Source organism: Nitrosospira sp. Nsp18 (assembly GCF_900103145.1).
In the GTDB taxonomy this organism is placed as follows: Bacteria; Pseudomonadota; Gammaproteobacteria; order Burkholderiales; family Nitrosomonadaceae; genus Nitrosospira.
This window is the reverse complement of sequence record NZ_FMWY01000013.1, coordinates 32,775-56,852: the sequence shown is the minus strand read 5'-3', so window position 1 is coordinate 56,852 and position 24,078 is coordinate 32,775. Positions and strand designations below refer to the sequence as shown.

Here is a 24,078-nt window from a genome sequence, read left to right as displayed (position 1 = left end):
AAGACTTTGCGCGTTATCAAGCTGGAAGTTGACAGGGATCAATCCTAATGTTACTTTTAACATAAATAAGTTGACAAAGACCTATTCCTCACATATTCTTCACACCATAAACGTGAAAAATTAGCACACGCTTTGCAACGCGAAGAATAGGAGGTGTAATGATGAATGCGAAACAAATTGTTACTACTTTATCGCTACTCAGCCTTTTTTCCCTGTTGAGCCCTGCCGCATCCGCCGTAGAGGATATTGATATCACTGCTGCTGCTCAAAATGCCACAACTCGAAGTGACCATGAGGCTGTGGCAGCCTATTACGAAGAATCAGCCCGGGAAATACAGGCAAAAGTGGAAGAACAAAAACAATTGCTTGAAGAATATGAAAGCAAAAGCTACCTATACGGTAGGCAGACCCAGGATCTGCAATCCCATGCCTATGCGCTGGTGCGCAAGTATGAGAAAGAAGCAAAAACCAATATAAAAGAAGCCGCCCTGCATCGGCAGATGGCAGCGAGTGCTGAAGAGAACGGGTACTCCGTCCCTCAATTGGAAAAATTTAGCATTGCGCACGGACTTCATCCGGCTACCGTTTCTGAATAATAGCGGTAAAAGTAATATATTAAAAACGTAGCAATATCAAATTACCGTCGTCTTAAATTGCATTTCGACTTTCTCGGCTTTTCATGGGGAGCTTTGCTACCGTAACGTAGTCTCGAAGCTGCCCCATAAACTCCTTCTTCCCGAAGCTCCCGCTACGATATCTGTATCTGTTGATCCCCACGCTATCGAGCTGCTCTACCGGCCTTCACACCGGCGCCCTTGTAACTGGGACGCCATGAGACTCGCCATACACTCCTGAACTTGTCAACTGGGACGCGACCGTTCCTACGAATCGTTGTGCTGCTTTACCCCATGGGTAGAGCTGGCCCTGTGGATTTGTTGCTCGATCGCGGCGGGTGAAACCCGCTCTGATGATCGTTGCTTCATCCTGAGCCGCCAATGCCAGCAAGGTCGTATTTCCAGTGAAACCCACCCTCGGACGTTGCTTTGTCCTGGCGGGTAAATCCTACACTGCCGATTGTTGCTGATGGGGCGGGTAAAACCCGGAATATTTTTGTTAAGAGGGCTTACTCATGCGTAACTTTTTCGGTTGTTCACCTACCGAACCGAACCCGAGGAAGGATTCGGGTTAACATACTCATCCATGAATCTGCTTAAAGCCCTCGCTACCGTCAGCGGAATGACGATGATATCCCGTATCTTGGGATTCGTTCGGGATGTGCTCATTGCCCGTATTTTTGGTGCGGGCGTTGCAACTGATGCTTTTTTTGTAGCCTTTCGCATTCCCAACCTGCTGCGCCGATTATTTGCTGAGGGCGCGTTTTCACAGGCATTCGTGCCAATACTCGCAGAATACAAAAACCGCCGCACACCCGAGGAGACACGTGAGCTAATCAATCAAGTTGCGACACTGTTGTCCATCGCTTTGTTTTTAGTCACGACCATAGGCGTCATTGCTGCGCCCCTCATAATTTATGTGAGCGCACCAGGCTTTAGCGCCAGTCCGCAGAAATTCGCATTAACAGTGGAACTGCTGCGTATCACGTTTCCGTACATTCTGTTCATCTCGCTTGTATCACTGGCAGGGGGCATCCTCAATACCTTCGGACGGTTTTCCGTACCGGCGTTAACCCCGGCATTGCTCAACCTGTCGTTCATTGGCTGTTCACTGTGGCTGGTTCCGCTAGTGGACCCGCCGGTACTGGCGCTCGCATGGGCAGTATTCATTGGTGGGGTACTCCAGTTAGCCTTCCAGGTACCGTTTCTCATGCGTATCAAATTATTGCCACGTCCGCGCCTCAGGTCGAGAGACAACGGCGCATGGCGCGTCATCAAGCAAATGGGGCCAGCCGTGTTCGGCGTATCGATCGGCCAGATCAGCCTGTTGATCAATACGATATTCGCTTCTTTTCTTGTCACCGGCAGCGTTTCCTGGCTCTACTATGCCGATCGTTTGATGGAATTTCCCGCAGGCCTACTAGGGGTGGCGCTTGGAACGATATTACTGCCGTCGTTGTCGCGGCACTATGCGGATAATAGCACTGAAGAATATAGTCGCCTGCTGGATTGGGGCCTACGCTTGACCGTGCTTTTAACGCTGCCGGCGGCGTTGGCATTGGCACTGCTTGCAACGCCGCTCATCACCACCCTTTTTTATCACGGGGAATTTTCTGCCAATGACGTATGGATGACGCGCAATGCATTGGTGGCCTACAGTTCAGGGTTGCTGGGGCTGATTTTGGTAAAAGTGCTGGCTCCGGGGTTTTACGCCCGGCAGAATATTCGCACACCGGTGAAAATTGCCGTCATCACACTTGTTGTTACCCAATTAATGAACCTCGCATTCATTATACCGCTGCGTCATGCCGGACTGGCGTTGGCTATCGGGCTAGGCGCGTGTCTTAATGCCGGATTGCTCTACTACAAATTGCGCAGCCATCAAATCTACCAACCTCAACCGGGATGGGCAATGTTCATGGCGAAAATATCGATAGCGCTAACGATGATGGGCGGCACGCTTTGGTTCGCCTCGGGCAGCGATGCGTCGTGGCTGCTCGGTTCTACTTTGGAGCGTGCAGCACGACTGGCATGGGTGGTGCCGATCGGCGCAATCAGTTACTTTTTGACATTATGGCTGCTCGGTTTCCGTCTCAAAAACTTCTCACGGCAGGGTGCAGCATAAACATGAACCTGATATCGGAACATAAGCGTTAAAACAAGGCCTGTTCAAGGATCAGAGGCCAGGTATGAATTAAGGCCGTTCTCCCTTTATTTTCCGGTGTCTTTTGTCTTTTGCCGATCAGCTCGAGCAAACCCCTCTATAAACAGGTCTATCCTTGCTTAGGGTCATTTCTTTCGACTGGCGTATGTTCAGCGAAAAAAAACACACGAAGGACCCTTTTTTTTGTTGGAAAAAATTTGCCCGTCCCGCCTGGATTAACCATATAATGGGTAGGTTTTTCAACCCCCATCAATGGCAGAACATTCTATCTCCCGACTATGACTCATTTCGTCAGATATTCCACCTTATCAATGGTGCTTTTGGGGTTTTTCCTTAGTGGTTGCGCCACAACCAACAAGAGCACCACAGCCGATAAAATCACCGATACGAATACCACCACCTCGGCCAATATAAACTCAAGCGCTTCGGATGATACAGGGGTCCTGCTCAACACGAGCACGAGCGCTTCGCCTGATACGAACGCGTCGGTTAAGGATATTGCTCCAACAACTGATAACCTGAAAAAAGAACAGCGGGAAGCGTATGAAGGTCCAGTATTTAAAAATGCCGCCCCTCCGGCGACTTATCCGGGTTTTAGCAAAAGAGACCCTTGGGAACCGATGAATCGCGCGGTATTCAGGTTCAATGAATCCGCTGACGATTATGTGTTCAGGCCGGTGGCCAAAGGTTATAGATGGCTGATGCCCGACCCGCTGCAAACTGCGGTAGGAAATGTTTTTTCGAATATCAACGACATACCGGTGACGCTGAATAACCTTCTGCAACTGAAATTCGGCAACGCGGCGACTAGCGGGATGCGGCTGATCGTCAACACCACTTTTGGCCTCGTGGGAATATTTGATCTGGCGAGCGATGTCGGCCTGGAAAAGCATGACGAGGACTTTGGGCAAACCCTGGGTTACCACGGGGTGGCAAGCGGTCCTTATCTGGTGCTTCCTTTTTTCGGTCCCAGCTCGATCCGTGACGCGGGCGGGCGCTTGATCGATGCAGCTTCCGATCCTGTTTTCGTCGGCAGCTTCTTCGTTGCTCCTTTTATAGGTCCGGTAGTGGGGGCAAGCAGAGCCACTGATACTCGTTCCAACTTGCTTAAATCCGAGAAGACGCTGGATGAGGCTGCGCTGGATAAATACGAGTTCATGCGTGAAGCCTACCTCCAGCGGCGGCGCAATTTGGTGCATGACGGAAATCCCCCTCCGCAAAAAGAGGATGAAGATAATGATTAATTTTGAATTTTTAAATTAAAATCTTCTGAATTCCTCCTGCTTCCTTATAAAAAGGATTTAAGATAATTCACCGTTCCCTGCTCGCAAAAGCAATGCAATCCATAGTCGTAGCAGGTAAAGGATTGCATTGCCGCTAATTTAGCGCCTGCCTGTCCACAGCGCAATTCCTGCGGTTATAACCCTTAGCTTCCCTAAGCACTAGTACGCGTCAGTTTGGCCTTTCGGACTTATGGCTACGCTTGACGACTTGCCGAACGCTCCCGTTTCTGCGTGAGCCAATCTACTTCCTGCTGGACAGTCGAGGGGCAAGAAAAAACGGCGGTGGCCATATCAGCCTACCGCCGTTTTATCTCAAACGATGAACCACTCAGGACATTGCACGTAGCGCTGCAATGCGCACTTCAAGTGGCGGATGCGACATAAATAAACTCTTGAGGCCGCCCTCTCCTCCCGAAATACCAAATGCCGCCAGTCGTTCTGGCAATTGTGTCGGTTCATGCCGCTGTTTCAAGCGCTCCAGCGCCGCGATCATTTTATTACGTCCTGCGAGACGCGCACCACCTGCGTCTGCGCGGAATTCCCGCTGGCGGCTAAACCACATGACTATCATGCTTGCAAGTATTCCCAGCACCATTTGTGCCACGATGGTTGTAATCAGAAAAGCCGGGCCGTGATCCCTTTCGGTTTTGAATATAACCCTGTCTACGAAATGGCCGATTATTCTTGACAGGAAAATTACGAATGTATTAACCACGCCCTGGATCAATGCGAGTGTAACCATGTCGCCATTGGCGACGTGGCTTATTTCATGCGCCAATACGCCTTCGATTTCATCTTTATGCATGCTCTGAAGCAGGCCAGAGCTCACCGCCACCAATGCATCGTTGCGGTTCATGCCGGTAGCGAATGCATTGACATCCGGCGCGTCATAGATCGCCACCTCCGGCATGCCGATACCGACAAGTTCGGCCTGGCGCCGGACTGTCTCAACCAGCCAGCGCTCGGTCGGGTCAGAAGGCTGCTCAATGACAACTGCTCCGGTCATGCGTTTTGCAGACCACTTGGACATTGCGAGCGAAATCAACGAACCGCCAAAACCTATCACTCCGGACATGATAAGCAATGAATTGAAGTCTATACCGCCACCCTCGGCATCCAGCATGCGGTCGACGCCCAATATCCGCAGCGTAATGCTTAGCACCAGTAACACTGCCAGGTTGGTGATAACAAAAAGAAAAATTCGTTTCATAAAGTGTGTTCCGTTTCCAATTGTAGAAGACACATTGTAAATAGGGGCACAAGCCGAGATTTCAAGGCCGTTATTATTAGAATATGTTGGTATCCGCTTGGGTTAAATAACGCTTAGTGGCGCGCTTTTTCCCATTCATCTCATCAATGGCGGTTGCGCGTGGCACGTAAAATATATACCGCCAAACTGCCAAAGATTATGAAAAAAATTGCGGACCAGTCCGGAAGCGTAAGTAATGCAAACTTCCAGGTGACATCGGCACAGTCCCCGTTCGCTTCAAACATGCTGGGCCACCATTGTGCTAACGGCAACGCGTTCAAGAACTTTTCTTCAGGACTGATACCGCATTCGAATGCCTCGGGAAAGCGCACCAGCCAGGCCTGACGCAAAGCAACTGCCGCTCCGGAAAACGCAAAGGCCGCCGTCAAGCCGCTATAAATTCCCAACCCTTTTGCGCGGGGAGAGTGGAGAAATGCCAATAGCGCGATTAATCCCACCAGCCAGTAGGCAACGCGCTGAACAACGCAAAGCGGGCAAGGCAACAGGCTCTTTACCAGCTGTAAATAAAGGGCATAACTGACCAGGCTGGCGCAACCGAGAAATATCAGTAGAAAAATTACTCTTATTCCTGGCTTCATGCGGCTCACATGACCCGGCTTACAGGATTTGATCGGGCTGCTGGTTGACGTCCGTTTTCTTCACCCTTCGCATGCCCCCCAGTACCATTTTATATTCCAGCAAACGGCATTCCAGCGCCCCGTTGAACAAAGGCACACGGCGCGAAGGTGTTAAACGTATGAGCTTTGGCAGAAGCGGGTCGGCGGTAAAAATATAAGCATTCCATCCACTGAATTTTTTCTTCAGTACGTCTCCCAGTTTCGGATAAAACTCCGCGAGCTCTTGCTGCTCACTTAAACGTACCCCATAAGGGGGATTGGTTACAAGAAATCCGGAAGCCGCGGGCGCGGAAATTTCCAGCAGGTTCGCCTGCTTTAGCGTCACCACTTCAGAGAAACCCGCAGCAGATAGATTTGCGCGCGCGACGGAAACGACATCCCCATACAAATCACTGCCGAAAATCGGCTGGAGCGTTCTCGGCTTCTGCCGTGCCAGCGCTGCTTCTTTAATCTCTTCCCATCGCTTTCTGTCAAAGCTCGTCAGCTTTTCAAAAGCGAAGCTCCGCCCCAGCCCCGGCGCGATATTCAATGCAATCTGCACTGCTTCGAGCAGGAATGTGCCGCTGCCACACATCGGATCGAGCAATGGAATTCCTGGCTGCCAACCCGCCAGGGCTAGAATTCCAGCGGCAAGGTTTTCTCTTATGGGCGCTTCAACCGTATTTTTTCTAAGGCCGCGCTTGAATAAGGCATCGCCGGACGTGTCAAGATATAAAGTAAATTCCCGGGCATCCAAAAAGCTGTGAATGCGAATATCCGGCTGCACTGTATCGACACTGGGACGACAGCCAACCGTACTGCGGAATTTATCGCAGACCGCATCCTTGATCTTGAGCGTGACAAAATCCAGGCTGCGTAGCGGACACTTGATGGCAGCCACGTTGACGCGAATCGTTGCAGCCGGGGAAAACCATTCATTCCAAGGTAATGCGTGAGCTGTTTCGTACACATCGGCTTCGCTGACATAGGCATTGCGCGCGACCCGCCAAAGAATGCGGCTGGCAATGCGGCTTTCCATATTAACCCGATAGCAGATGTGCCAGTCGCCCTGAAACTGGACCCCGCCGTCGCGCGCTACGGCAAAAGAGGCGCCAAGCTGCTCCAACTCGGTTACGAGTGCCGGTTCCAGTCCTCGCGGACAGGGCGCGAAAAAATAGTAGAGCGTCACGATAAAGCCGGGAGCACAACAATTAGCATGGCGACTTCGTACTGTTTATTTCGCAGTCCACGCCCCATAGCCAAGCATCGCCCACGCGCTCAAGAACGCGACGCCGCCAAATGGCGTGATGATACCGAGCCCGCGTATTCCCGTCAGACTCAGGACATACAGACTGACGGAAAAAAGAATAATTCCGGCAAGCATCAGCCAACCCGACAATGTGAGCAGTCTGGATGCAGGAAGATGCAGCAGTATGAGGCCGACGGCGATAAGGCCCAGCGCGTGATAAAAATGATACTGCACGCCCGTCTGGTATACGGCAAGCATGTCTGTAGAAAGCCGTTGTTTCAAGCCATGCGCACCGAAAGCGCCCAAGGCGACGCATAAAAATGCATTGACAGCACCCAGGGTGAGAAAAACTCTTGACATCGGAGACCTATTTTCTGAATGAGAAGACTAAAGAATGTGCTGATAGGACACAGGCCCCAGCACATATATCTTTTTACGCGCAAAGACAGCCGAGGCGCTGAAGGATAGATAATCGATACAGATATTTAAAACATTCGTAGTCTGCATCACCCCTGCCAAAATGTCTACACCGATCGTAAATTTCAAACATTGGTCAGTAGTTACTCTTAGTTACTCATTTTTCTCTGTCACGCGTGCCTTGCTCCCCCCTTTGGCAAACTCCACCCGAATGGTATCGCCAACGTCGATCTCATCACTACTTCTCACCACTGCACCGCCGGGGCCATAAACAATACTGTAGCCACGCTCCAACACCGACTCGGGGTTAAGATGGGCAAGATTCTCCTGCTGGCGCTGCAAGCTCATTACAAGCGTTTCGATGCGAACGGCAATGGCCCGGCGCATGCGCAGCCCGAGGTCGCGCTGGCGTTCAACCAAACGGGGAATATCGGGGCTGGCGATCAGGAGACGCTGGTCAAGCTCACGCAAACGCCAATAGTAGCGTGCCAGATCCTGGTGCCATGAGCGAGCCTGGCGTTCGCGCAAATGCTGAAGATGCCCAAGCTGATCATTGATCCGTTTTCCGGGATGCACCAGGCGGCATTCGAGCATATCGATATGCTGCATCCGACTTTCAATGCAACGCTGCATTGCTCGCTGCAGGCGTCCGTGCAAGATTTCTCCATGCCGTATTAATTCCTTGCGGTCCGGGCAGACGAGCTGGGAGGCGCCGGTAGGCGTCGGAGCGCGAACGTCAGCCACAAAATCAGCAATGGTGAAATCAGTCTCATGACCTACGCCACTCACGATAGGAATGGGACAGGCGGCGATTGCGCGTGCTACTGCCTCCTCATTGAATGCCCACAGATCTTCGATACTACCCCCGCCGCGGCAGAGGATAAGCACGTCGCACTCGGCACGATTTCCCGCATTTCGAATGGCTGCCGCTATTTTGGCTGAAGCACCGGCTCCCTGCACCGGCGTGCCATAAATGATCAGGGGCACGAAAGACATACGCCGCTTCAGCGTGGACAGTACGTCGTGCAATGCGGCAGCTGCCGGAGAGGTGATGATACCAATCTGCCTCGGGAATAGCGGTAGCGGTTTCTTGCGGTCGGCATCAAACAACCCCTCCTTTCCCAGTCTGGCCTTGAGTCGCTCGAAAGCTTCGAATAGCGAGCCAAGTCCGGCGCGTCGAATAGTCTCGACGTTTAATTGAAAATCTCCCCGGGATTGGTACAGCGTCACCAGTGCGCGCACCTCTACACGCATACCATCGCTGGGCTGCCAGTCCAGATACTGATTCTTATCGCGAAACATAACGCAACGTATCTGGGCATCCGCATCCTTGAGTGAAAAATACCAATGGCCCGACCCGTAGCGCTTGATGTTCGAAATTTCGCCCCCTACCCATAACAATGGGAAAGCCTGCTCAAGCAAGTCCTTGGCGCTACGGTTCAATTCGCTCACGCTCAAGACGGGGCGAGCGATCTCCATTTCCATAATGAAATTCATCTTGACATTCTACAATAATCCCCACCTGTCACGAAAATTGCGTAATTGTGCCGGCAAACCCGCATGGGTACTGAAGCATACTCATAAGTCATTGTTTTTTATCAATATTGAGAAGTACAAAAATTAATCTAATCAGAAAAAGTCGTTATGGCAGGGCGACTTAATGCTCCTATTTGCAGATTACCCACAAACTTATCCACAGCAATTGTGGACAAGAAAAAAACGCGTCCTTGCCGAAATCACAGGGGCAAGATACATTACAACTCTGATTTTGGCACTGGAGGTGACTGCGTGTTCGCTTTGATTCAAGCTGCGGGTTGGCCGATTTGGCCGCTCATTTTAGCGTCTATCGTTGCCATGGGCATTATCGGTGAACGCATGTGGGCCTTGCGTCTGAGCATGGTTACACCGAGAGATCTGCTGCCCAAAGTGGTACACGAGTACCGTAACAGCGGCGTGAACGCCGATATGATCACGCGCCTTCAAAAACATTCTCCGCTTGGGCAGATTTTTGCCACAGGATTGAGAAACGACAGAAGCACGCGCGAAGTCATGAAAGAATCCATTGAAGAAGCCGGCCGCGCTGTCTCCCACGACCTCGAACGTTATCTCACTACTTTAGGAACTATTGCATCCGTGAGCCCCCTCATGGGCTTGTTCGGAACCCTGGTCGGCATGATCGAAATTTTTGGCGTGAATTCTCCTACTGGCGGTAGTGATCCGGCACAACTCGCCCATGGTATTTCCGTTGCACTCTACAATGCCGCATTCGGCATCCTGGTAGCCATTCCCAGCATGATGTTTTATCGTTATTTCCGCGCTAAAGTGGATGCGCTGGTGATTGAAATGGAATTGCAGGCATTGAAGCTGGTAGAGATCGTTCATGGCGAACGCCAGGATGATTCTTCGGCGAGACAAGGAATAGTACAACCGCTGGCCGGTTCCTGAGGAATGACTTATAAATACCCTGCCGAGCGCGACAAGGCAGAGAAATAGTAAACCGGGAAATCGGCGCACAACTGATGAAATCAGCTGTCGATTTTCAGGTATGACCCGCTTTTCTGACTACCGTTCACCTACGGGAATATAGCAAAAACAATGAATTTTCAACGCGGCAGACAAAAAGAAGACCCGGAAATCAACCTGGTGCCAATGATCGACGTATTGCTGGTGATTCTTATTTTCCTGATGATCACCACCACTTATTCAAGGTTTTCCGAACTCGAAATCAGTCTGCCACAAGCAAATTCGGACAAGTCCGCTGTTCACCCAAATGTTATCGATATTTCAGTAAACGCCAGGGGGGACTATACCGTCAACCGTACCCCCGTTAAAGATTCCAGTATGGAGCGGCTAAGCGAGGAATTGCGCGTGGCAGCGGCTGATCGGCCGGACCCGGTGATTGTTATCAATGCAGACGCCGACGCTACACATCAGTCCGTTATAACGGTGATGGAAGCCGCGCGTTTGGCGGGATATAACCATATCACTTTCACCACAGAAAACACCAGATAGGGCTCCCCTCAATGGTGAAACACGCCTTTCCGGCGCGGCGGACAATTATAGTAAAGTATTTAGCGTTGTGAGGGGGAACATAACAATTCAACCGGATGATGGCGTATGCAGCGCGTCGGAAGAATGCGCTGCAATGTAGCGCTTTCACGAACTGAAGTTTCCGTTACATAACCGCCGTCTTTCACAGAGTATAATCGGTCTGATTGACGTAACCCCTTTAAAGTTGAGGAAGCTGAGGAAATTATGGACTTAAAATTATTGGATATCCTGGTTTGTCCGCTGTGCAAGGGACCGCTGCTCTACAGAAAAGCCGAAAATGAACTGATCTGCAAAGGAGATCGGCTGGCTTTTGCCATCAAGGATGGCATTCCCGTAATGCTGGAAGACGAAGCACGAAGACTACCTGTAGAAGAAGAAATTTAGTTCGCGGAAATGTCCTGGACCTTTGAATAGGTTCTGATGGAACGCATTGCCTGAGTGGGAGCCGAATATAAACGATGAAAAATGCGAATAGCGCTGCCATTCTGGGCGCGCTTGTTGCTGATTCCGCCGCGCTTGGCCTGCACTGGCTTTATGATCCAGCGCGCATTGCAGAGATTGAGGCAGCAAGGGGACTTGTGTTTCTTCAACCGGAGGCAACAGACTATGCCGACGCAAAGGGCTACTTCGCACACGGTCGGAAGGTATTCGGCGAGTCGAGCGGCTACGGTGAGGTCTGCTTATTGATGCTGAAACATCTGGCGAAGCACGGCGCCTTCAGCCGTAATGAATATCAGGCTGAATACCGCGCGTATTTTGGGCCCGGCGGCGAATTCGTCGGTTATATCGATTCCCCGACCCGCCTGACGTTACGCACTTTGTTATCCCTTGAACCAGCGGAATTTCCCGCTGCATCCGGCGCAGATGATGATCAGCATCCGGCGCTGGCAGCGCTGCCGGCATTGATTGCGACCCACTCCGGAACGCTGGAAGATCTCATGAAGCGCGTCGAGAAGGTGGTACGCGTAACAAATAATAATGAACTGGCGCTCGCCGCAGCGCGGTGCTCCTCGGTAGCATTGTTCAAGCTGTTGCATGGGGCGCAGATTTCGCAGGCTCTGGCGGATGCTCTACCGTTTGCAGGTCCGATCCTCGAACCATTACTCGAACAGGCGCTTGCCATACCGAAACTGGATAGCATTGCGGTGACGGAGCGATTTGGCCGGGCGTGCCATGTCGCGGAAGGGCCTGCCAGTCATTTTTCATATTGCGCAACGCGCGGCTGACTATCGTACTGCAATAGAATCCAACATTCGCGCCGGCGGAGACAGTTGCGGCCGCTCGATCATGCTTGGCGCCCTGGCCGCAGCGCATGCAGCGATGCAAAACGATTCTGCATTTCCCATTCCACTGCCTTGGCTGGCGCGATATCGAAAACTTGCCGAGGCTGCCGATGCGTGTGCAGCGCTTTGAATGCAAGTATTCAGCGGGACGACGCAGAAAACCCGATGGTGCAGTTTATAAAAGCTTCGATCGCATCCATGCGGATGATTGCAAGAGCCCGAATTCGGTTTCTCCTCATATAAACCTAAATCCGGTAGTTGACCGCCTATTCAATAGCTCAGTGTTATGATTAATAACAATATTTTATATTATTTAGCGCCCACCTTCCGGGTGAGGCCGCTACCGGGTCCAACTACCGGATTCAGGATAAATCCTCGTCGTCATTTCTTTCTCATATAAAAGATAAATTCCCCCGCTATTTCCGACAAGGACAGCAACTCGTTGCCCGTCTGATCGGCGAAGACCTGGAAATCAATTACTGAGCCAGGATCGGTTGCGGTTATTTTTAACACTTGGCCGGTAGTCATATCCACCAGGGATTTTTTTGTGCGCAGGATAGGCAACGGGCAGTTCAGGCCGCACACATCCAGCTCTTTATCGCAATTCATGCATTTCTCCTCGATCCCTGGTTACGGAATAGTCGCCTGCCCATGGAATGTAATAAGTGATCTGCCAAAATTATTTTCATGACTGCGAGAAATTCAAGAAAAAAAAAGGATAAGCGATTATTTATGGTGCAACTGGAATTTCTGTTTGTTACGCTGATATTGATAATCATTAGAAGCCAAAAAAACGAAAATATGAAAGAAGAGTTAAAGATGAGTTAGCATATGCGAGAACGATCTTTTTTTCGAGCCTGAAGACAAGGGCCGAAGATAATACCACCTTGTTGTTTTGATCGAGACTCGACAACACGTCACTTCCCGCGAATTACCGATAGCGTCATTATGCCAGTCAACTTTACCCCTTCACTACCCGAACATCTGCTCCCCATTAAAGGCGTAACGTTGGGCATCGCCGAAGCACGGATCAAAAAACCCGGTCGCAAAGACCTGCTTGTCATCGTTTTGGCGGAAGGCGCAAAGGTGGCCGGTGTATTTACGCAAAACCGGTTTTGCGCGGCCCCTGTGACAGTCGCTAAAGAACATCTTTTGAATCTGGGCTCCACTTCCGCCTGCCCGATCCGCGCACTGATTATTAATACCGGCAACGCAAATGCTGGCACAGGTGAAGGCGGCGTTGCGGATGCCCGCGCCACCTGCGTTGAACTCGCCAACTTGCTCGATTGCGAGAGTCGGCAAGTGCTGCCATTTTCTACCGGTGTAATTATGGAGCCTCTGCCGTTGGAAAGAATTATTACCGGGTTGCCCGCGGCGGTGGCCGACCTTAAGGCGAACAATTGGTTTGCTGCCGCCCAGGCAATCATGACGACAGATATCGTGCCCAAGGCGGTATCGAAACAGATTTCTCTCGACGGCACAACCGTGACGATCACGGGTATTGCCAAGGGTTCGGGCATGATTCATCCAAACATGGCGACAATGCTGAGTTACATTGCGACTGATGCGGCGCTGAGTCAGCCACTGCTGGAACAAATCGTGCGACATGTCGCGGAGAATACATTTAACCGCATCACCGTGGATGGAGATACTTCAACTAATGACGCACTCGTCCTGATAGCAACCAGCCAGGCGGGCAATTCGGTCATTTCAGATAATGAAAGTGCCCAATTCACCCAAGTGCGAAACGCGATAACCGAGGTTGCAGCGTCGCTTGCGCAGGCTATCGTACGCGACGGTGAGGGAGCAACCAAGTTTATTACCGTCCAGGTGGAGGGTGGGAAGACACTGGACGAATGCAGCAAGGCTGCCTATGCCATTGCTCATTCTCCGCTGGTTAAAACCGCTTTTTTCGCATCTGATCCAAATCTGGGCCGAATTCTGGCGGCAATAGGTTATGCGGGTATAGAAAATCTTGACGTCAATATACTGCAACTCTATCTCGATGACATTCTGGTTGCAGAAAATGGTGGCCGGGCGCGCAGCTACCGTGAAGCAGATGGTCAAAAAGTGATGAAGCAATCCGAAATCACCGTGCGTGTCGTGCTTAATAGAGGACGAGCTTCGACCACCATCTGGACCTGCGATCTATCTTATGATTATGTAAAGATCAATGCGGATTATCGCAGCTAGCAGCCGGTCGGGCTTAAAGGAAATCGGCTGCGATTTTTTAAGGCCGACAGGCTGCTAACAGACAATTAGCATTTGCGTTGTGCCCGACAACGTCGTAAGGAAACAATCGCTGGTTGCTCGGTGCGCAACGGCCAGGCGCAACGAGCAACCAGCGAAGCTTCACCTCATGGCCAGGCTCCTGCTACCATGACCTTTGGCGAGAGCTGACGTAACTGAACATCTTCTTAGTCACCCATGGGCTTCATATGTGGGAAGTCGCGATTGTATCTTTGGCCCGATCCATATACGCGATCACGGGTTATTTCCACGCCGTCCCCGTCGCTGGACCCGTACCCGTCACCGGAGGATTTCTGGTCATAACCCTGGCCATGATGGCCGTGGTGGCGCTTTTTCTTCATTGCGCTGGCTTCATCCTTATCGATGTACCCGTCCTTGTTGGTATCCATTCTGTCGAACATTATTTCAGCATGGCGGGCATGCTCGTCCCTGCTCACTCGGCCATCATTGTCGGTATCGGCCATGGACATACCACATCGACCCTCTCCACGCTTCTTGTCACCATACCCATCCTTCCTGTCGCCGTAGTCGTCCTTCTTGTCGCCATATCCATCTTTCTTGTCGCCGTAGTCGTCCCTCTTGTCGCCATCTTTCCTGTCACCGTAGTCAGACTGGGCGACCATGTAGCCGTTATTGAGGGATTGCATGGCGAAAGGGTTTTCGGCCGCAGACGCAACGGATGCGGTACCCAGCGTGGCGGCCAGCGCGGAGCCCAAAGCAAGAGAAATAATTGATTTTTTACTCGGCATATTATTCATGATGTTTTTCTCCTAAATATTTTGTTTGATTTAAAGGAAGCTTTCGGGAGAGCATGCAATATAAGTGCTGCATCTCATCAGTGATTCCACCTTATTTGTTTCCGTTATTTACAGTCTGTTACGATAGATACCTTAACCGCGGCACCTTGCATACGCTGGACGTAACACACCAGATCATGGCCTTCTTAGCTGAGCGGTTCCGTTCGATAGCACACATATGAATTTCGTCTGAATCTCCGGCTTATATTATTCAGGCGCCCACTTTCCACTCGGGACGGTCTGAAAAAATTGCAACCTGCAAAAAGCGAAAACCATATTTACCCCGTTACATGAGATATTCCTAATGACAGGCGAAAATGATTCTCCTGTAAGGTGCGATTGTTATAATTTGAAATTAACGGTTGATTTGGAAACTTATGAAAGGTTGGGACAAGCTGTACGATCGGGCCGAAGCGCTGCTTTCCCGTCTTGAAGGGCTGCTGCCGGCTGGGCAGGTAGACCCCAACTGGAATTCGGCCATTGCATTTCGCTGGAGAAAGTGCGGTCGTACCGGCTCCATTCAACCTGTGAACCACCCTCACCACGTAACGTTCGATGCTTTGCAAGGCATAGAACGACAAAAAAATCTCATAGATCAAAATACACGCCAGTTCGTACAGGGACGTCCCGCCAATAACGTATTGCTTACGGGCGCGCGCGGCACAGGCAAGTCATCGCTGGTAAAAGCGATGCTGAATAAATATGCTGCCCTGGGGTTACGTTTAATTGAAGTAGAAAAGCATGACCTTACCGATCTGCACGACATCGTCGAGCAGATATGCCATCGCCCTGAACGCTTCCTTCTGTATTGCGACGACCTGTCATTCGAGGCGGGTGACCCCGGCTATAAGGCCTTGAAAGTCGTACTCGATGGTTCTATCGCCACGGCATCCGAGAACGTTCTGGTCTACGCGACTTCCAACCGCCGCCACTTGATGCCCGATTTCATGCGGGACAATATGGATACCCGGCATTTAGGGGAAGAAATCCATCCGAGTGAATCAGTCGAAGAGAAGATTTCTTTATCGGAGCGTTTTGGGCTATGCGTATCCTTCTACCCGTTTAACCAGGAGCAGTACCTGGATATTGCCGGACATTGGCTCAACCATTTCGGTATCGAAGAAATGACTCCCCCTATACGTGAAGCGGCCCTGCAATGGGCACTGGGGCGCGGCTCACGAAGTGGACGTGTAGCATGGCAATTTGCACGCGACTGCGCGGGCAAGCAGAATCTGCCATGATATTCAAAAAATCTCCTCACCATGTCCTCTCCCACTCATATCACTGAAGTAGCCGTTGCGGTCATCACTGCCCCTGATGGCCGTTTTCTTCTCGCGCGCAGGCCCGAGGGCAAGCCTTATGCAGGTTACTGGGAATTTCCTGGCGGTAAGGTGAAACCCGATGAGCCACTATTGCATGCATTAAGGCGCGAATTACTGGAAGAGCTAGGTATATTTGCCGAGCATGCCTACCCCTGGATCACCCGCACCTTTAACTACAGTCATGCCAGTGTCCGCCTCTACTTTTACCGCGTAGTGAAATGGCATGGAAAGCCGCAGCCCCGCGAAAATCAGGAATTGGCCTGGCAATCCGCGGAAGATATCAGCGTTGAACCGATGCTGCCGGCAAATACACCGGTATTGCGGATGCTGGGTTTGCCGGCAATCTATGCAATAACCAATGCTGCGGAATTGGGGATAGATATTGCTCTAACCCGGATCGAACACGCACTGCAAGGAGGTGTACGACTGTTGCAGGTACGCGAGAAAGCCATGCCGGAGGAGGCATTCAATGCTTTTATCGGCGCTGTGATTGCACTCGGTCATCGTCATGGCGCCAGAGTATTGATAAACGGCAGCATAGACAACGTCGATTTTTATCGGAAAACCGGAGCGGACGGGCTACATCTTGCGTCAAAACAACTGATGGACGTCATGAAGCGTCCGGATGTCGAATGGTGCGGCGCGTCTTGCCACAATGCGGAAGAGCTTTTTCGAGCTGAACAATTGGGTATGGATTTTGCAGTGCTTGCGCCGGTACTGCCGACGTTGAGTCACCCCGGATCTGCGACGCTAGGCTGGCAAGGATTTGCCGCGCTCATCCGGGATTGCTCGATACCCGTTTATGCCCTAGGCGGGCTGCGCCGGGAAGATTTAACCACGGCATGGGAACATGGCGGACATGGAATGGCCATGATGCGGGGTATTGGCTAAAGGTTCAGCCCTGCAGAGCAAATCCGGGAAGGTTTGCCAACTGAAGGACCCCGGTGAAGGATACGGCTCAACAGCCTGAGGCTGAGGTAATGCCGGGTAATATTCGGATTATTCGTTCTGATTATTGGTGTTGAGATAGCGCCAATTCTTCGAACTCCAGCGCCAGATCGTTATTGCTCATCTTTAAACACATCTTCTTTCTGTTTTTCCGTGCCCGAATCCGTATCCGTTTCCGCATCCGGAATTCGATAAGACTCCGAAGCCCATTGCCCCAGGTCGATCATCTTGCAGCGCTCCGAACAAAAAGGCCGATAACGGTTGGTCGTATCCCAGACGATAATCTTGCCGCAATGTGGGCAATTGACAATGGGTTGCTTCATAGTCGTGAACCTGAAAACATCTTATCCGTTGAAACATCACCAGACCACCTGACTATTATGACTTGATTGTTTTAATCAAGCCAGCTGGACAGTATTCTGGACCGCCTGCTCCACTGGGAATATTATGTCAAATGAATGTCACAACCTTGCAGATATCCCGATGTTGCGCGGTAACCGGTTTTTGTATCAAATCAAACTCAAGCCGGATGTCGGCGGAAAGAACGCATGTAGACGCAAGTACCCGCTCACAACCTGTTGATCAATAAAAACCATCAGGTACGGTTTTCTACCATCCAATCAATAGTTTTTATAATGCATATTTATTTTTCGATACGTATTATGGTAAAATGGTTAAGTTTTTTATGAGTTTTTTTAGAAGGTCCGAAATTAAAAACGGGACTGCAAAATATGGCAGATATTGAGAAAAAACAGGAAATGAACAGCAGGAGACGTTTTCTCATCGCCGCAACTTCGATTGCGGGCGGGATCGCAGGCGTTGCCGTGGCAACCCCTTTCATGATGAGCATGATGCCCAGCGAACGTGCAAAAGCGGCGGGCGCCCCGGTTGAGGTGGACATCAGCAAGGTTGAACCAGGCATGCTGCTGTTGGTGGAATGGCGCGGCAAGGTGGTATGGGTATTGAATCGCACCCCTGAAATGCTGGCTGATCTGAAGAAGCTTGACGGGCAGGTATCCGATCCAAAATCGGAAAAAGACCAGCAACCCAAGTATGCGCAGAATGAAACACGCTCCATCAAACCGGCGATTCTGGTAGTCGAAGGGGTCTGTACCCATCTGGGATGTTCTCCCGTATACCGCAAAGATATTGCGCCTGCGGACCTCGGTGCCGACTGGCTGGGCGGTTTTTTCTGCCCCTGCCACGGCTCCAAGTTCGATCTCGCGGGTCGCGTCTACAAAAGCGTGCCTGCACCTACCAACCTTGTCGTCCCCCCTCACCTGTATTTAAGCGATACCACCCTGTTGATCGGGTCTGATCGTAAGGAGTCCGCATAAATGAGCAAGCGATTAGCGTCCTTGGTCGACTGGATAGACGCACGTTTTCCCCTGACTTCCAACTGGAAGGCTCATCTCACCGAATACTACGCGCCGAAGAATTTCAATTTCTGGTATTACTTCGGCTCGCTAGCCATGCTCGTGCTGGTGAATCAGCTTCTTACCGGCATTTTCCTCACCATGAACTACAAGCCGGACGCCACCATGGCATTCGCCTCGGTGGAATATATCATGCGGGACGTGGATTTCGGCTGGCTGATCCGTTACATGCACTCCACGGGCGCATCCATGTTCTTCGTGGTGGTCTACCTGCATATGTTCCGCGGGATGATGTACGGCTCGTACCGCAAGCCGCGCGAGCTTCTCTGGCTGATCGGCATGGGAATATTCTTCATGCTGATGATGCTGGCGTTTACCGGATATATCCTCCCATGGGGGCAAATGTCCTATTGGGGCGCACAGGTGATCGTGAGCATGATCGGCGCGATCCCGGTAATAGGCGAAACACTCTCGAACTGGCTTCTGGGTGACTTCATGCTCTCGGATGCTGCGCTCAACCGTTTCTTTGCCTATCACGTCGTGACTCTACCCGTTTTACTTGTGACGCTGGTAGTGGTTCATATATTGGCGCTGCATGAGGTCGGCTCGAGCAACCCGGACGGGATTGAAATCAAAAAATATAAAGATCCCGTAACACACATTCCCGTCGATGGTATCCCCTTCCACCCGTATTACACGGTCAAGGATATTTTCGGCGTCATCGTGTTCCTGATCGTGTTCTGCGCGATCATATTTTTCGCCCCTGAAATGGGTGGCTACTTCCTTGAGTACAACAATTTCGTTCCTGCCAATACGTTGCAAACGCCTGACCATATCGCACCGGTATGGTACTTCACTCCGTACTACTCGATGCTGAGGGCGGTCACCATCAATTTCCTGTGGATAGACGCCAAGCTTTGGGGCATCGTGCTGATGGGCGGATCGGTCGCGATCTTCGCGCTGTTACCTTGGCTGGACCGTAGTCCCGTAAAGTCTATTCGCTATAAAGGCCCTATTTTCAAGTTTGCCCTCACGCTCTTTGTCATTAGCGTCTTCGTACTTGGCTACCTTGGCACCAAATCACCCACCCCGCTGTTCACGACACTTGCGCAAATATTCACGGTAATCTACTTTGCCTTCTTTATCCTTATGCCGTGGTACAGCAAGATAGATAAAACCAAGCCTGAACCGACCAGGGTGAAAGAATGAGAAAAATAACAACTATTTTAGCTATTTTATGCTTGGCTCCGCTTGTCGCATTTGCCAGCGAGTCAACCGTAAAGCTGGATCAGGCGCCAATCCGGTCGGGCGATAAGCTCTCGCTGCAACGCGGCGCCAAGACTTTCGTCAACTACTGTCTGTCGTGCCACAGTGCTGAATACATGCGCTACAACCGACTACGGGATCTCGGCCTGAGCGAGAACCAGATCAGCGACAATCTTATATTTACCGGGCAGAAAGTGGGTGAACTCATGACTGTCGCCATGAAAACCAAAGAAGCCAAACAGTGGTTCGGTGTCGCCCCGCCTGATCTATCGGTAATCGCTCGTTCTCGTGGTGCTGATTGGCTCTATACGTATCTCCGAAAGTTTTATCGTGATGACTCCACCGCTACGGGCTGGAATAACCTTGTATTCGATAAAGCCGCCATGCCTCATGTACTCTATCAGTTGCAGGGCGAGCAATCGCTGGTGACGAACTCCGTCGACGATGGTCACGGTGGTACGCATGAGGTAAAGGAACTGAAGCTGGATAAACCAGGCACGCTCTCGAAAACAGAATATGAAGCCTATGTGGCCGACCTGGTGAACTTCCTGGTTTACCTAGGTGAACCGGCTGCAACCAAGCGAGTGCAAATAGGAATTATTGTGATGCTTTTCCTGTTTGGCATGCTGGCGCTGACCTATGCGCTAAAACATGAATATTGGAAGGACATTCATTGATTATTTCCCCTTTACGAAAGATGTACCCAAATCGTTTGCGCTGAGAGTAACCAAATATGATGACGTTATACTCAGCAACCACCTGTCCGTTCAGTCACCGCTGCCGTATTGTGCTGTACGAGAAAGGTATGGATTTTCAGATCATCGATGTCGACCTGCATAACAAGCCGGAAGATCTGGCGATAATGACGCCCTACAGCCGGGTTCCCGTGCTGGTAGAGCGTGATCTTATCCTGTACGAATCCAACATCATCAATGAATATATTGATGACCGGTTTCCTCATCCACAACTAATGCCCGCCGACCCGGTTATGCGGGCTCGTGCGCGCTTGTTCCTGTATCGCTTTGAGCAGGAACTTTTTTGTCATATTGACGCGGTCGAGCATGGAAATCCGAAAACCGCGGACAAAGCACGCGCGGCGATTCGCGATAACCTGACCGTGATTGCGCCCGTATTCGCCAAGCAGAAACACATGCTGGGGGATGATTTTTCCATGCTGGATGTGGCGATCGCGCCACTGCTGTGGCGATTGGATCACTATGGCATTCAGCTACCCAAGCAGGCTGCACCGTTGTTGAAATACGCAGAACGGCTGTTTAGCAGGCCAGCATTCATTGACGCGCTCACGGCATCCGAGAAGGCAATGCGAAAGTGAAAGAGCTGTCGACCAAGCCCTATTTGATTCGTGCTATCTACGAATGGTGCTCCGATAGCGGGCTCACGCCTTATCTGTCAGTTAAAGTAGATGCCCAGACTCGCGTACCGGATAATTTTGTGAAAGACGGTGAAATCATACTTAACATCAGCTCCGATGCCGCACATCATCTTACTCTGGGTAATGACTTGATCCAGTTCTCCGCCCGGTTTAGCGGTGTCTCACGCGAAATTTCAGTTCCGGTTGGCGCGGTTCAGGGAATATTTGCCAAAGAGACCTCGCAGGGCGTTCTTTTCACCCTTGAGGGCGACGTCAGTACAACACCGGCTGACGCTGGTATTGAAGAACTGGCCAAGTCACCCTTATCCAAAGGTACGTCACCCTCTACGGGTGACAAGCGACGCTTTCAGATCGTAAAATAGTCGCATTATTTGTTAGTTCGTTGAGGGTTTGCTACCCTGCCCCCCAGTATCTATAATTGCACCGCGCCGGCATAGCTCAGTTGGTAGAGCAGCTGATTTGTAATCAGAAGGTCCCGAGTTCGACTCTTGGTGTCGGCACCAATAAAAACAAAAGCTTAGCTTTCCCTTCAATCTGAGATGTGTATGATGTGGCGCGCGCTCACTCTTACCATCGGTTTCATACCTGTAACATATTACAGCTATCCCGAGATGTCGCTGCATGATCTAATCGTGCTGCCCTCTCAACTGGTGAATTTTCTCTTTTGGCACGGATAAAGTCGTTTCTGGCGTTGGCAGAAGGGAACCAGAAATGCTCATATTTTTGCTATCGAATGGCTTTATCTTAGGTTGCGCTGAATGCGCGTGCTAATAGAGTCATGCTGTTATGATATAGCCGTTTCGTAACGGCATACCAACCAGATATCGGCCTGTGCCCGAAGCCGATTCAATGTACAGACTCACAATCCAATCACAAAACCCGGGACTCCCTAACCTGGTCAGCTGAACCGCATTGATATTTTCTTATGGAAACTCGTGACCTGCCGCGACATCAGTTAATTAAAAGTCTGATGGCAAAGCAAACGGAGAAAGTTGCGGATGCCATAATTATATTATGGGCACAATTGGCGACCCAAATCATTTCGATTGTAGGTGAAGATGGTTTCAATGCCCTTTACGTGAGAAGCATATTCCTGAGCCGGTCAACATTTCCTGAGCTCCCAGCGATTACCTTGTCGCCACAGAAAAATCACCGGTTCGCAGAATTAAAAATAAGCTTTGAAGGACAATCGCCTGTGCAGGTCCGCGAAGCAAACAGCCTGTTATTGATCACTTTAACCGACATCCTGGCCTCGTTAATCGGCGAGCAGTTAATCAACCGTATTCTACATTTGGCTTGGGCTGCGGAAATTCCGAACGAGACCGGCAAGGAGTTCAAAAATGAGTGAAAAGCTGAGCATACGTCGCCTGGCAACGGGCGTACCGGGCCTGGACAGCCTGTTGGGTGGAGGCCTGCCGGAATTTTCGTTTAACCTGATAGCAGGTTCGCCGGGAAGTGGAAAAACGACCCTCGCTCATCAAATCATGTTTTCGTTGACAACGCCGAATAATCGAGCGCTGTTCTTCACGGTACTCGGCGAACCCGCTTTAAAGATGCTTCGTTATCAACAGCAGTTTCCGTTTTTTGAAGTTGATAAAATTGCGGAATCCATTCGCTTCATCAACCTGTCTGTCGACCTCATGGAGGGAAATTTTGACCGCGTATTAGCGCGCATTGCGGAAGAAGTAAAAGACTTTACTCCCAGCTTCGTATTTGTCGATTCGTTTCGATCAGTGGTACAGGCAGCGAAGCAGGGGGAACAGAGCGAGTTCGAACTGCAGCGGTTTGTCCAGCAACTGGGCATGCAAATGACGACCTGGCAGGCAACGACATTTTTAATCGGCGAATACATGGCGCCGGAATCAGAGTCAAGCCCCGTCTTTACAGTGGCGGACGGCATTCTGTGGCTTTCACAGAATATGCATCGGAATTCAATGGTGCGCAAGATGCAAGTGATCAAAATGCGCGGTCAAGCTCAGGCACTGGGTTTGCATACGTTTCGTATCAGTGATAAAGGAATCGAAGTTTTTCCCCGTGCGATTATCGAACAAGGCACAGAGGTTGAGTCGGTATCCATCGGCGAGGAACGCATTTCCTTGGGAATACCTGGCCTCGATAAAATGCTGGGTGGCGGCTTGCCAGCGGGATATTCGCTACTCGTGGTCGGGCCATCCGGCTCTGGAAAAACAATATTGGCGACGGAATTTCTCAGCGAAGGTGCGCGCAGAGGGGAGCCAGGTGTAATTGCGGCGTTTGAGAAGAGCCCAAGCCAATTGTTGAGCAACAAACTGTCTGCCTTGGTGAAGAATGGGCAGGTTGGTTTGATTAACACACGTTCCCTGGATTTGTCGATTGACGAAACCTTGCAGGATTTGATTGGAATGATTAATCAAATGCAGGCGAAGCGGCTCGTCATTGACTCCTTATCCGGGTTTGAGCTGGCACTGGCGCCCGAGTTTAGCGAAGATTTTCGCGGATCGCTGTACAGAATGATTGCCCAGCTTACTAACATGGGCGTGACCATATTGATGACCTCTGAACTGGAAGATCGTTACACTGATTTGCGCTTCAGTCCGTTTGGAAGTGCTTTTCTCGCCGACGCAATTATCGTGCAGCGCTATGTCGAACTCGAAGGCCAGCTCAAGCGCGTCTTCTCGGTCGTTAAAGTTCGTAGCAGCGATCACAGCAAGGACGTTCGATTGTTCGATATTACAGACGAAGGCATCATTATCGGTGAGGCCTTGTCCGGTTATGCCGGTATCCTGTCGGGCAAGCCAACCATCAGCCCTGGTTAGGGAT

At 50.9% G+C, this 24,078-nt stretch carries 26 protein-coding genes and 1 tRNA gene; 19 read left to right on the top strand and 8 right to left on the bottom strand.

The features are described from left to right. Nucleotides 1-158: 158 nt before the first annotated feature. From BLS94_RS07850 to BLS94_RS07840, 3 genes are all read left to right on the top strand, one after another. Complete coding sequence (locus tag BLS94_RS07850) at nucleotides 159-596, top strand: hypothetical protein (RefSeq protein ID WP_090959330.1); 438 nt, start codon at nucleotides 159-161, stop codon at nucleotides 594-596. A gap of 604 nt (nucleotides 597-1,200) precedes the next feature. Next, nucleotides 1,201-2,739 (top strand): murein biosynthesis integral membrane protein MurJ, encoded by a 1,539-nt coding sequence (murJ, locus tag BLS94_RS07845; protein WP_072767401.1) that lies wholly within the window; start codon nucleotides 1,201-1,203, stop codon nucleotides 2,737-2,739. A 359-nt stretch (nucleotides 2,740-3,098) separates the two neighbouring features. Further along, on the top strand, nucleotides 3,099-4,022 hold the full coding sequence (locus BLS94_RS07840) for an MlaA family lipoprotein (protein ID WP_256325336.1): 924 nt from the start codon (nucleotides 3,099-3,101) through the stop codon (nucleotides 4,020-4,022). 367 nt (nucleotides 4,023-4,389) lie between these two features. Here the strand turns inward: BLS94_RS07840 and htpX are convergent, their stop codons facing one another. From htpX to xseA, 5 genes are all read right to left on the bottom strand, one after another. Further along, nucleotides 4,390-5,271, bottom strand: a complete 882-nt coding sequence (htpX, locus tag BLS94_RS07835) for a protease HtpX (RefSeq protein WP_090959327.1) — start codon at nucleotides 5,269-5,271, stop codon at nucleotides 4,390-4,392. A gap of 143 nt (nucleotides 5,272-5,414) precedes the next feature. Continuing rightward, entirely contained in the window at nucleotides 5,415-5,909 is a 495-nt protein-coding gene (locus BLS94_RS07830) for a disulfide bond formation protein B (RefSeq protein WP_072767399.1), read from the bottom strand. A 19-nt stretch (nucleotides 5,910-5,928) separates the two neighbouring features. Continuing rightward, nucleotides 5,929-7,116: a THUMP domain-containing class I SAM-dependent RNA methyltransferase gene (locus BLS94_RS07825; RefSeq protein ID WP_090959323.1), complete on the bottom strand. Its 1,188-nt coding sequence runs from the start codon at nucleotides 7,114-7,116 to the stop codon at nucleotides 5,929-5,931. A 45-nt stretch (nucleotides 7,117-7,161) separates the two neighbouring features. Continuing rightward, a complete protein-coding gene (locus tag BLS94_RS07820; protein WP_072767397.1) occupies nucleotides 7,162-7,536 on the bottom strand; it encodes a DUF423 domain-containing protein in 375 nt (124 codons plus the stop codon). 210 nt (nucleotides 7,537-7,746) lie between these two features. Further along, nucleotides 7,747-9,090 (bottom strand): exodeoxyribonuclease VII large subunit, encoded by a 1,344-nt coding sequence (gene xseA, locus BLS94_RS07815; RefSeq protein ID WP_090959319.1) that lies wholly within the window; start codon nucleotides 9,088-9,090, stop codon nucleotides 7,747-7,749. A 291-nt stretch (nucleotides 9,091-9,381) separates the two neighbouring features. Between xseA and BLS94_RS07810 the strand changes: the two genes are divergently transcribed. From BLS94_RS07810 to BLS94_RS15230, 5 genes are all read left to right on the top strand, one after another. Further along, nucleotides 9,382-10,038: a MotA/TolQ/ExbB proton channel family protein gene (locus tag BLS94_RS07810; RefSeq protein WP_090959316.1), complete on the top strand. Its 657-nt coding sequence runs from the start codon at nucleotides 9,382-9,384 to the stop codon at nucleotides 10,036-10,038. A 150-nt stretch (nucleotides 10,039-10,188) separates the two neighbouring features. Next, on the top strand, nucleotides 10,189-10,605 hold the full coding sequence (locus BLS94_RS07805; RefSeq protein WP_090959313.1) for an ExbD/TolR family protein: 417 nt from the start codon (nucleotides 10,189-10,191) through the stop codon (nucleotides 10,603-10,605). Between the two features lie 243 nt (nucleotides 10,606-10,848). Further along, on the top strand, nucleotides 10,849-11,028 hold the full coding sequence (locus BLS94_RS07800) for a Trm112 family protein (RefSeq protein ID WP_072767393.1): 180 nt from the start codon (nucleotides 10,849-10,851) through the stop codon (nucleotides 11,026-11,028). A 74-nt stretch (nucleotides 11,029-11,102) separates the two neighbouring features. Beyond that, nucleotides 11,103-11,870, top strand: a complete 768-nt coding sequence (locus BLS94_RS07795; RefSeq protein WP_256325335.1) for an ADP-ribosylglycohydrolase family protein — start codon at nucleotides 11,103-11,105, stop codon at nucleotides 11,868-11,870. Then, nucleotides 11,818-12,057, top strand: coding sequence for an ADP-ribosylglycohydrolase family protein (locus tag BLS94_RS15230; RefSeq protein WP_256325338.1), 240 nt, complete (start codon nucleotides 11,818-11,820; stop codon nucleotides 12,055-12,057). Before BLS94_RS07795 ends, BLS94_RS15230 begins: the two co-directional genes overlap by 53 nt. Before the next feature lie 251 nt (nucleotides 12,058-12,308). Here BLS94_RS15230 and BLS94_RS07790 read toward each other — a convergent pair whose 3' ends face one another. Continuing rightward, nucleotides 12,309-12,536 (bottom strand): sulfurtransferase TusA family protein, encoded by a 228-nt coding sequence (locus BLS94_RS07790; protein WP_072767391.1) that lies wholly within the window; start codon nucleotides 12,534-12,536, stop codon nucleotides 12,309-12,311. Nucleotides 12,537-12,875: 339 nt separating this feature from the next. Between BLS94_RS07790 and argJ the strand changes: the two genes are divergently transcribed. Further along, the gene (gene argJ / locus BLS94_RS07785; protein ID WP_090959310.1) at nucleotides 12,876-14,120 is read left to right on the top strand and encodes a bifunctional glutamate N-acetyltransferase/amino-acid acetyltransferase ArgJ; all 1,245 of its coding nucleotides are present in this window, start codon (nucleotides 12,876-12,878) and stop codon (nucleotides 14,118-14,120) included. Between the two features lie 224 nt (nucleotides 14,121-14,344). Here the strand turns inward: argJ and BLS94_RS07780 are convergent, their stop codons facing one another. Further along, complete coding sequence (locus BLS94_RS07780) at nucleotides 14,345-14,935, bottom strand: CREC-EF hand family protein (protein ID WP_256325334.1); 591 nt, start codon at nucleotides 14,933-14,935, stop codon at nucleotides 14,345-14,347. Nucleotides 14,936-15,351: 416 nt separating this feature from the next. On the opposite strand from BLS94_RS07780, the gene BLS94_RS07775 reads away from it, so the two are divergent. Together BLS94_RS07775 and BLS94_RS07770 are read left to right on the top strand one after the other, a co-directional pair. After that, entirely contained in the window at nucleotides 15,352-16,215 is an 864-nt protein-coding gene (locus BLS94_RS07775) for an ATP-binding protein (protein WP_090959307.1), read from the top strand. A gap of 21 nt (nucleotides 16,216-16,236) precedes the next feature. Continuing rightward, nucleotides 16,237-17,187 carry a Nudix family hydrolase gene (locus BLS94_RS07770; RefSeq protein WP_090959303.1) on the top strand — a complete coding sequence of 317 codons (951 nt, stop codon included), beginning with the start codon at nucleotides 16,237-16,239 and terminating at the stop codon, nucleotides 17,185-17,187. A gap of 170 nt (nucleotides 17,188-17,357) precedes the next feature. Here the strand turns inward: BLS94_RS07770 and yacG are convergent, their stop codons facing one another. Then, nucleotides 17,358-17,567 (bottom strand): DNA gyrase inhibitor YacG, encoded by a 210-nt coding sequence (yacG, locus tag BLS94_RS07765; protein ID WP_090959300.1) that lies wholly within the window; start codon nucleotides 17,565-17,567, stop codon nucleotides 17,358-17,360. Between the two features lie 408 nt (nucleotides 17,568-17,975). Here yacG and petA point away from each other — a divergent pair, with 408 nt between their 5' ends. From petA to BLS94_RS07725, 8 genes are all read left to right on the top strand, one after another. Continuing rightward, nucleotides 17,976-18,581: a ubiquinol-cytochrome c reductase iron-sulfur subunit gene (gene petA / locus BLS94_RS07760; RefSeq protein ID WP_090959297.1), complete on the top strand. Its 606-nt coding sequence runs from the start codon at nucleotides 17,976-17,978 to the stop codon at nucleotides 18,579-18,581. Continuing rightward, nucleotides 18,582-19,829, top strand: coding sequence for a cytochrome b (locus BLS94_RS07755; RefSeq protein ID WP_090959294.1), 1,248 nt, complete (start codon nucleotides 18,582-18,584; stop codon nucleotides 19,827-19,829). Beyond that, nucleotides 19,826-20,563, top strand: a complete 738-nt coding sequence (locus BLS94_RS07750; RefSeq protein ID WP_090959291.1) for a cytochrome c1 — start codon at nucleotides 19,826-19,828, stop codon at nucleotides 20,561-20,563. The genes BLS94_RS07755 and BLS94_RS07750 overlap by 4 nt, the downstream gene beginning before the upstream one ends. Before the next feature lie 56 nt (nucleotides 20,564-20,619). Then, complete coding sequence (locus tag BLS94_RS07745) at nucleotides 20,620-21,219, top strand: glutathione S-transferase N-terminal domain-containing protein (RefSeq protein WP_072767381.1); 600 nt, start codon at nucleotides 20,620-20,622, stop codon at nucleotides 21,217-21,219. Then, nucleotides 21,216-21,641, top strand: coding sequence for a ClpXP protease specificity-enhancing factor (locus tag BLS94_RS07740; protein WP_090959288.1), 426 nt, complete (start codon nucleotides 21,216-21,218; stop codon nucleotides 21,639-21,641). Before BLS94_RS07745 ends, BLS94_RS07740 begins: the two co-directional genes overlap by 4 nt. Before the next feature lie 65 nt (nucleotides 21,642-21,706). Further along, nucleotides 21,707-21,782 (top strand) — tRNA-Thr (locus tag BLS94_RS07735). A 422-nt stretch (nucleotides 21,783-22,204) separates the two neighbouring features. Continuing rightward, a complete protein-coding gene (locus BLS94_RS07730; RefSeq protein ID WP_090959285.1) occupies nucleotides 22,205-22,627 on the top strand; it encodes a hypothetical protein in 423 nt (140 codons plus the stop codon). Then, on the top strand, nucleotides 22,620-24,074 hold the full coding sequence (locus BLS94_RS07725; RefSeq protein ID WP_090959281.1) for an ATPase domain-containing protein: 1,455 nt from the start codon (nucleotides 22,620-22,622) through the stop codon (nucleotides 24,072-24,074). Before BLS94_RS07730 ends, BLS94_RS07725 begins: the two co-directional genes overlap by 8 nt. The last annotated feature ends 4 nt before the right edge of the window (nucleotides 24,075-24,078 follow it).

What these genes read in the sequence shown, in the direction of transcription:
- htpX (WP_090959327.1), bottom strand. Translation starts at nt 5,271, where the DNA reads ATGAAACGAATTTTTCTTTTTGTTATCACCAACCTGGCAGTGTTACTG.
- BLS94_RS07755 (WP_090959294.1), top strand. Translation starts at nt 18,582, where the DNA reads ATGAGCAAGCGATTAGCGTCCTTGGTCGACTGGATAGACGCACGTTTT.
- BLS94_RS07850 (WP_090959330.1), top strand. Translation starts at nt 159, where the DNA reads ATGATGAATGCGAAACAAATTGTTACTACTTTATCGCTACTCAGCCTT.
- BLS94_RS07750 (WP_090959291.1), top strand. Translation starts at nt 19,826, where the DNA reads ATGAGAAAAATAACAACTATTTTAGCTATTTTATGCTTGGCTCCGCTT.
- BLS94_RS07820 (WP_072767397.1), bottom strand. Translation starts at nt 7,536, where the DNA reads ATGTCAAGAGTTTTTCTCACCCTGGGTGCTGTCAATGCATTTTTATGC.
- BLS94_RS07770 (WP_090959303.1), top strand. Translation starts at nt 16,237, where the DNA reads ATGTCCTCTCCCACTCATATCACTGAAGTAGCCGTTGCGGTCATCACT.
- BLS94_RS15230 (WP_256325338.1), top strand. Translation starts at nt 11,818, where the DNA reads ATGTCGCGGAAGGGCCTGCCAGTCATTTTTCATATTGCGCAACGCGCG.
- argJ (WP_090959310.1), top strand. Translation starts at nt 12,876, where the DNA reads ATGCCAGTCAACTTTACCCCTTCACTACCCGAACATCTGCTCCCCATT.
- BLS94_RS07780 (WP_256325334.1), bottom strand. Translation starts at nt 14,935, where the DNA reads ATGAATAATATGCCGAGTAAAAAATCAATTATTTCTCTTGCTTTGGGC.
- yacG (WP_090959300.1), bottom strand. Translation starts at nt 17,567, where the DNA reads ATGAAGCAACCCATTGTCAATTGCCCACATTGCGGCAAGATTATCGTC.
- BLS94_RS07725 (WP_090959281.1), top strand. Translation starts at nt 22,620, where the DNA reads ATGAGTGAAAAGCTGAGCATACGTCGCCTGGCAACGGGCGTACCGGGC.
- BLS94_RS07745 (WP_072767381.1), top strand. Translation starts at nt 20,620, where the DNA reads ATGATGACGTTATACTCAGCAACCACCTGTCCGTTCAGTCACCGCTGC.
- BLS94_RS07730 (WP_090959285.1), top strand. Translation starts at nt 22,205, where the DNA reads ATGGAAACTCGTGACCTGCCGCGACATCAGTTAATTAAAAGTCTGATG.
- petA (WP_090959297.1), top strand. Translation starts at nt 17,976, where the DNA reads ATGGCAGATATTGAGAAAAAACAGGAAATGAACAGCAGGAGACGTTTT.
- murJ (WP_072767401.1), top strand. Translation starts at nt 1,201, where the DNA reads ATGAATCTGCTTAAAGCCCTCGCTACCGTCAGCGGAATGACGATGATA.
- BLS94_RS07790 (WP_072767391.1), bottom strand. Translation starts at nt 12,536, where the DNA reads ATGAATTGCGATAAAGAGCTGGATGTGTGCGGCCTGAACTGCCCGTTG.
- BLS94_RS07805 (WP_090959313.1), top strand. Translation starts at nt 10,189, where the DNA reads ATGAATTTTCAACGCGGCAGACAAAAAGAAGACCCGGAAATCAACCTG.
- BLS94_RS07830 (WP_072767399.1), bottom strand. Translation starts at nt 5,909, where the DNA reads ATGAAGCCAGGAATAAGAGTAATTTTTCTACTGATATTTCTCGGTTGC.
- xseA (WP_090959319.1), bottom strand. Translation starts at nt 9,090, where the DNA reads ATGAATTTCATTATGGAAATGGAGATCGCTCGCCCCGTCTTGAGCGTG.
- BLS94_RS07800 (WP_072767393.1), top strand. Translation starts at nt 10,849, where the DNA reads ATGGACTTAAAATTATTGGATATCCTGGTTTGTCCGCTGTGCAAGGGA.
- BLS94_RS07795 (WP_256325335.1), top strand. Translation starts at nt 11,103, where the DNA reads ATGAAAAATGCGAATAGCGCTGCCATTCTGGGCGCGCTTGTTGCTGAT.
- BLS94_RS07775 (WP_090959307.1), top strand. Translation starts at nt 15,352, where the DNA reads ATGAAAGGTTGGGACAAGCTGTACGATCGGGCCGAAGCGCTGCTTTCC.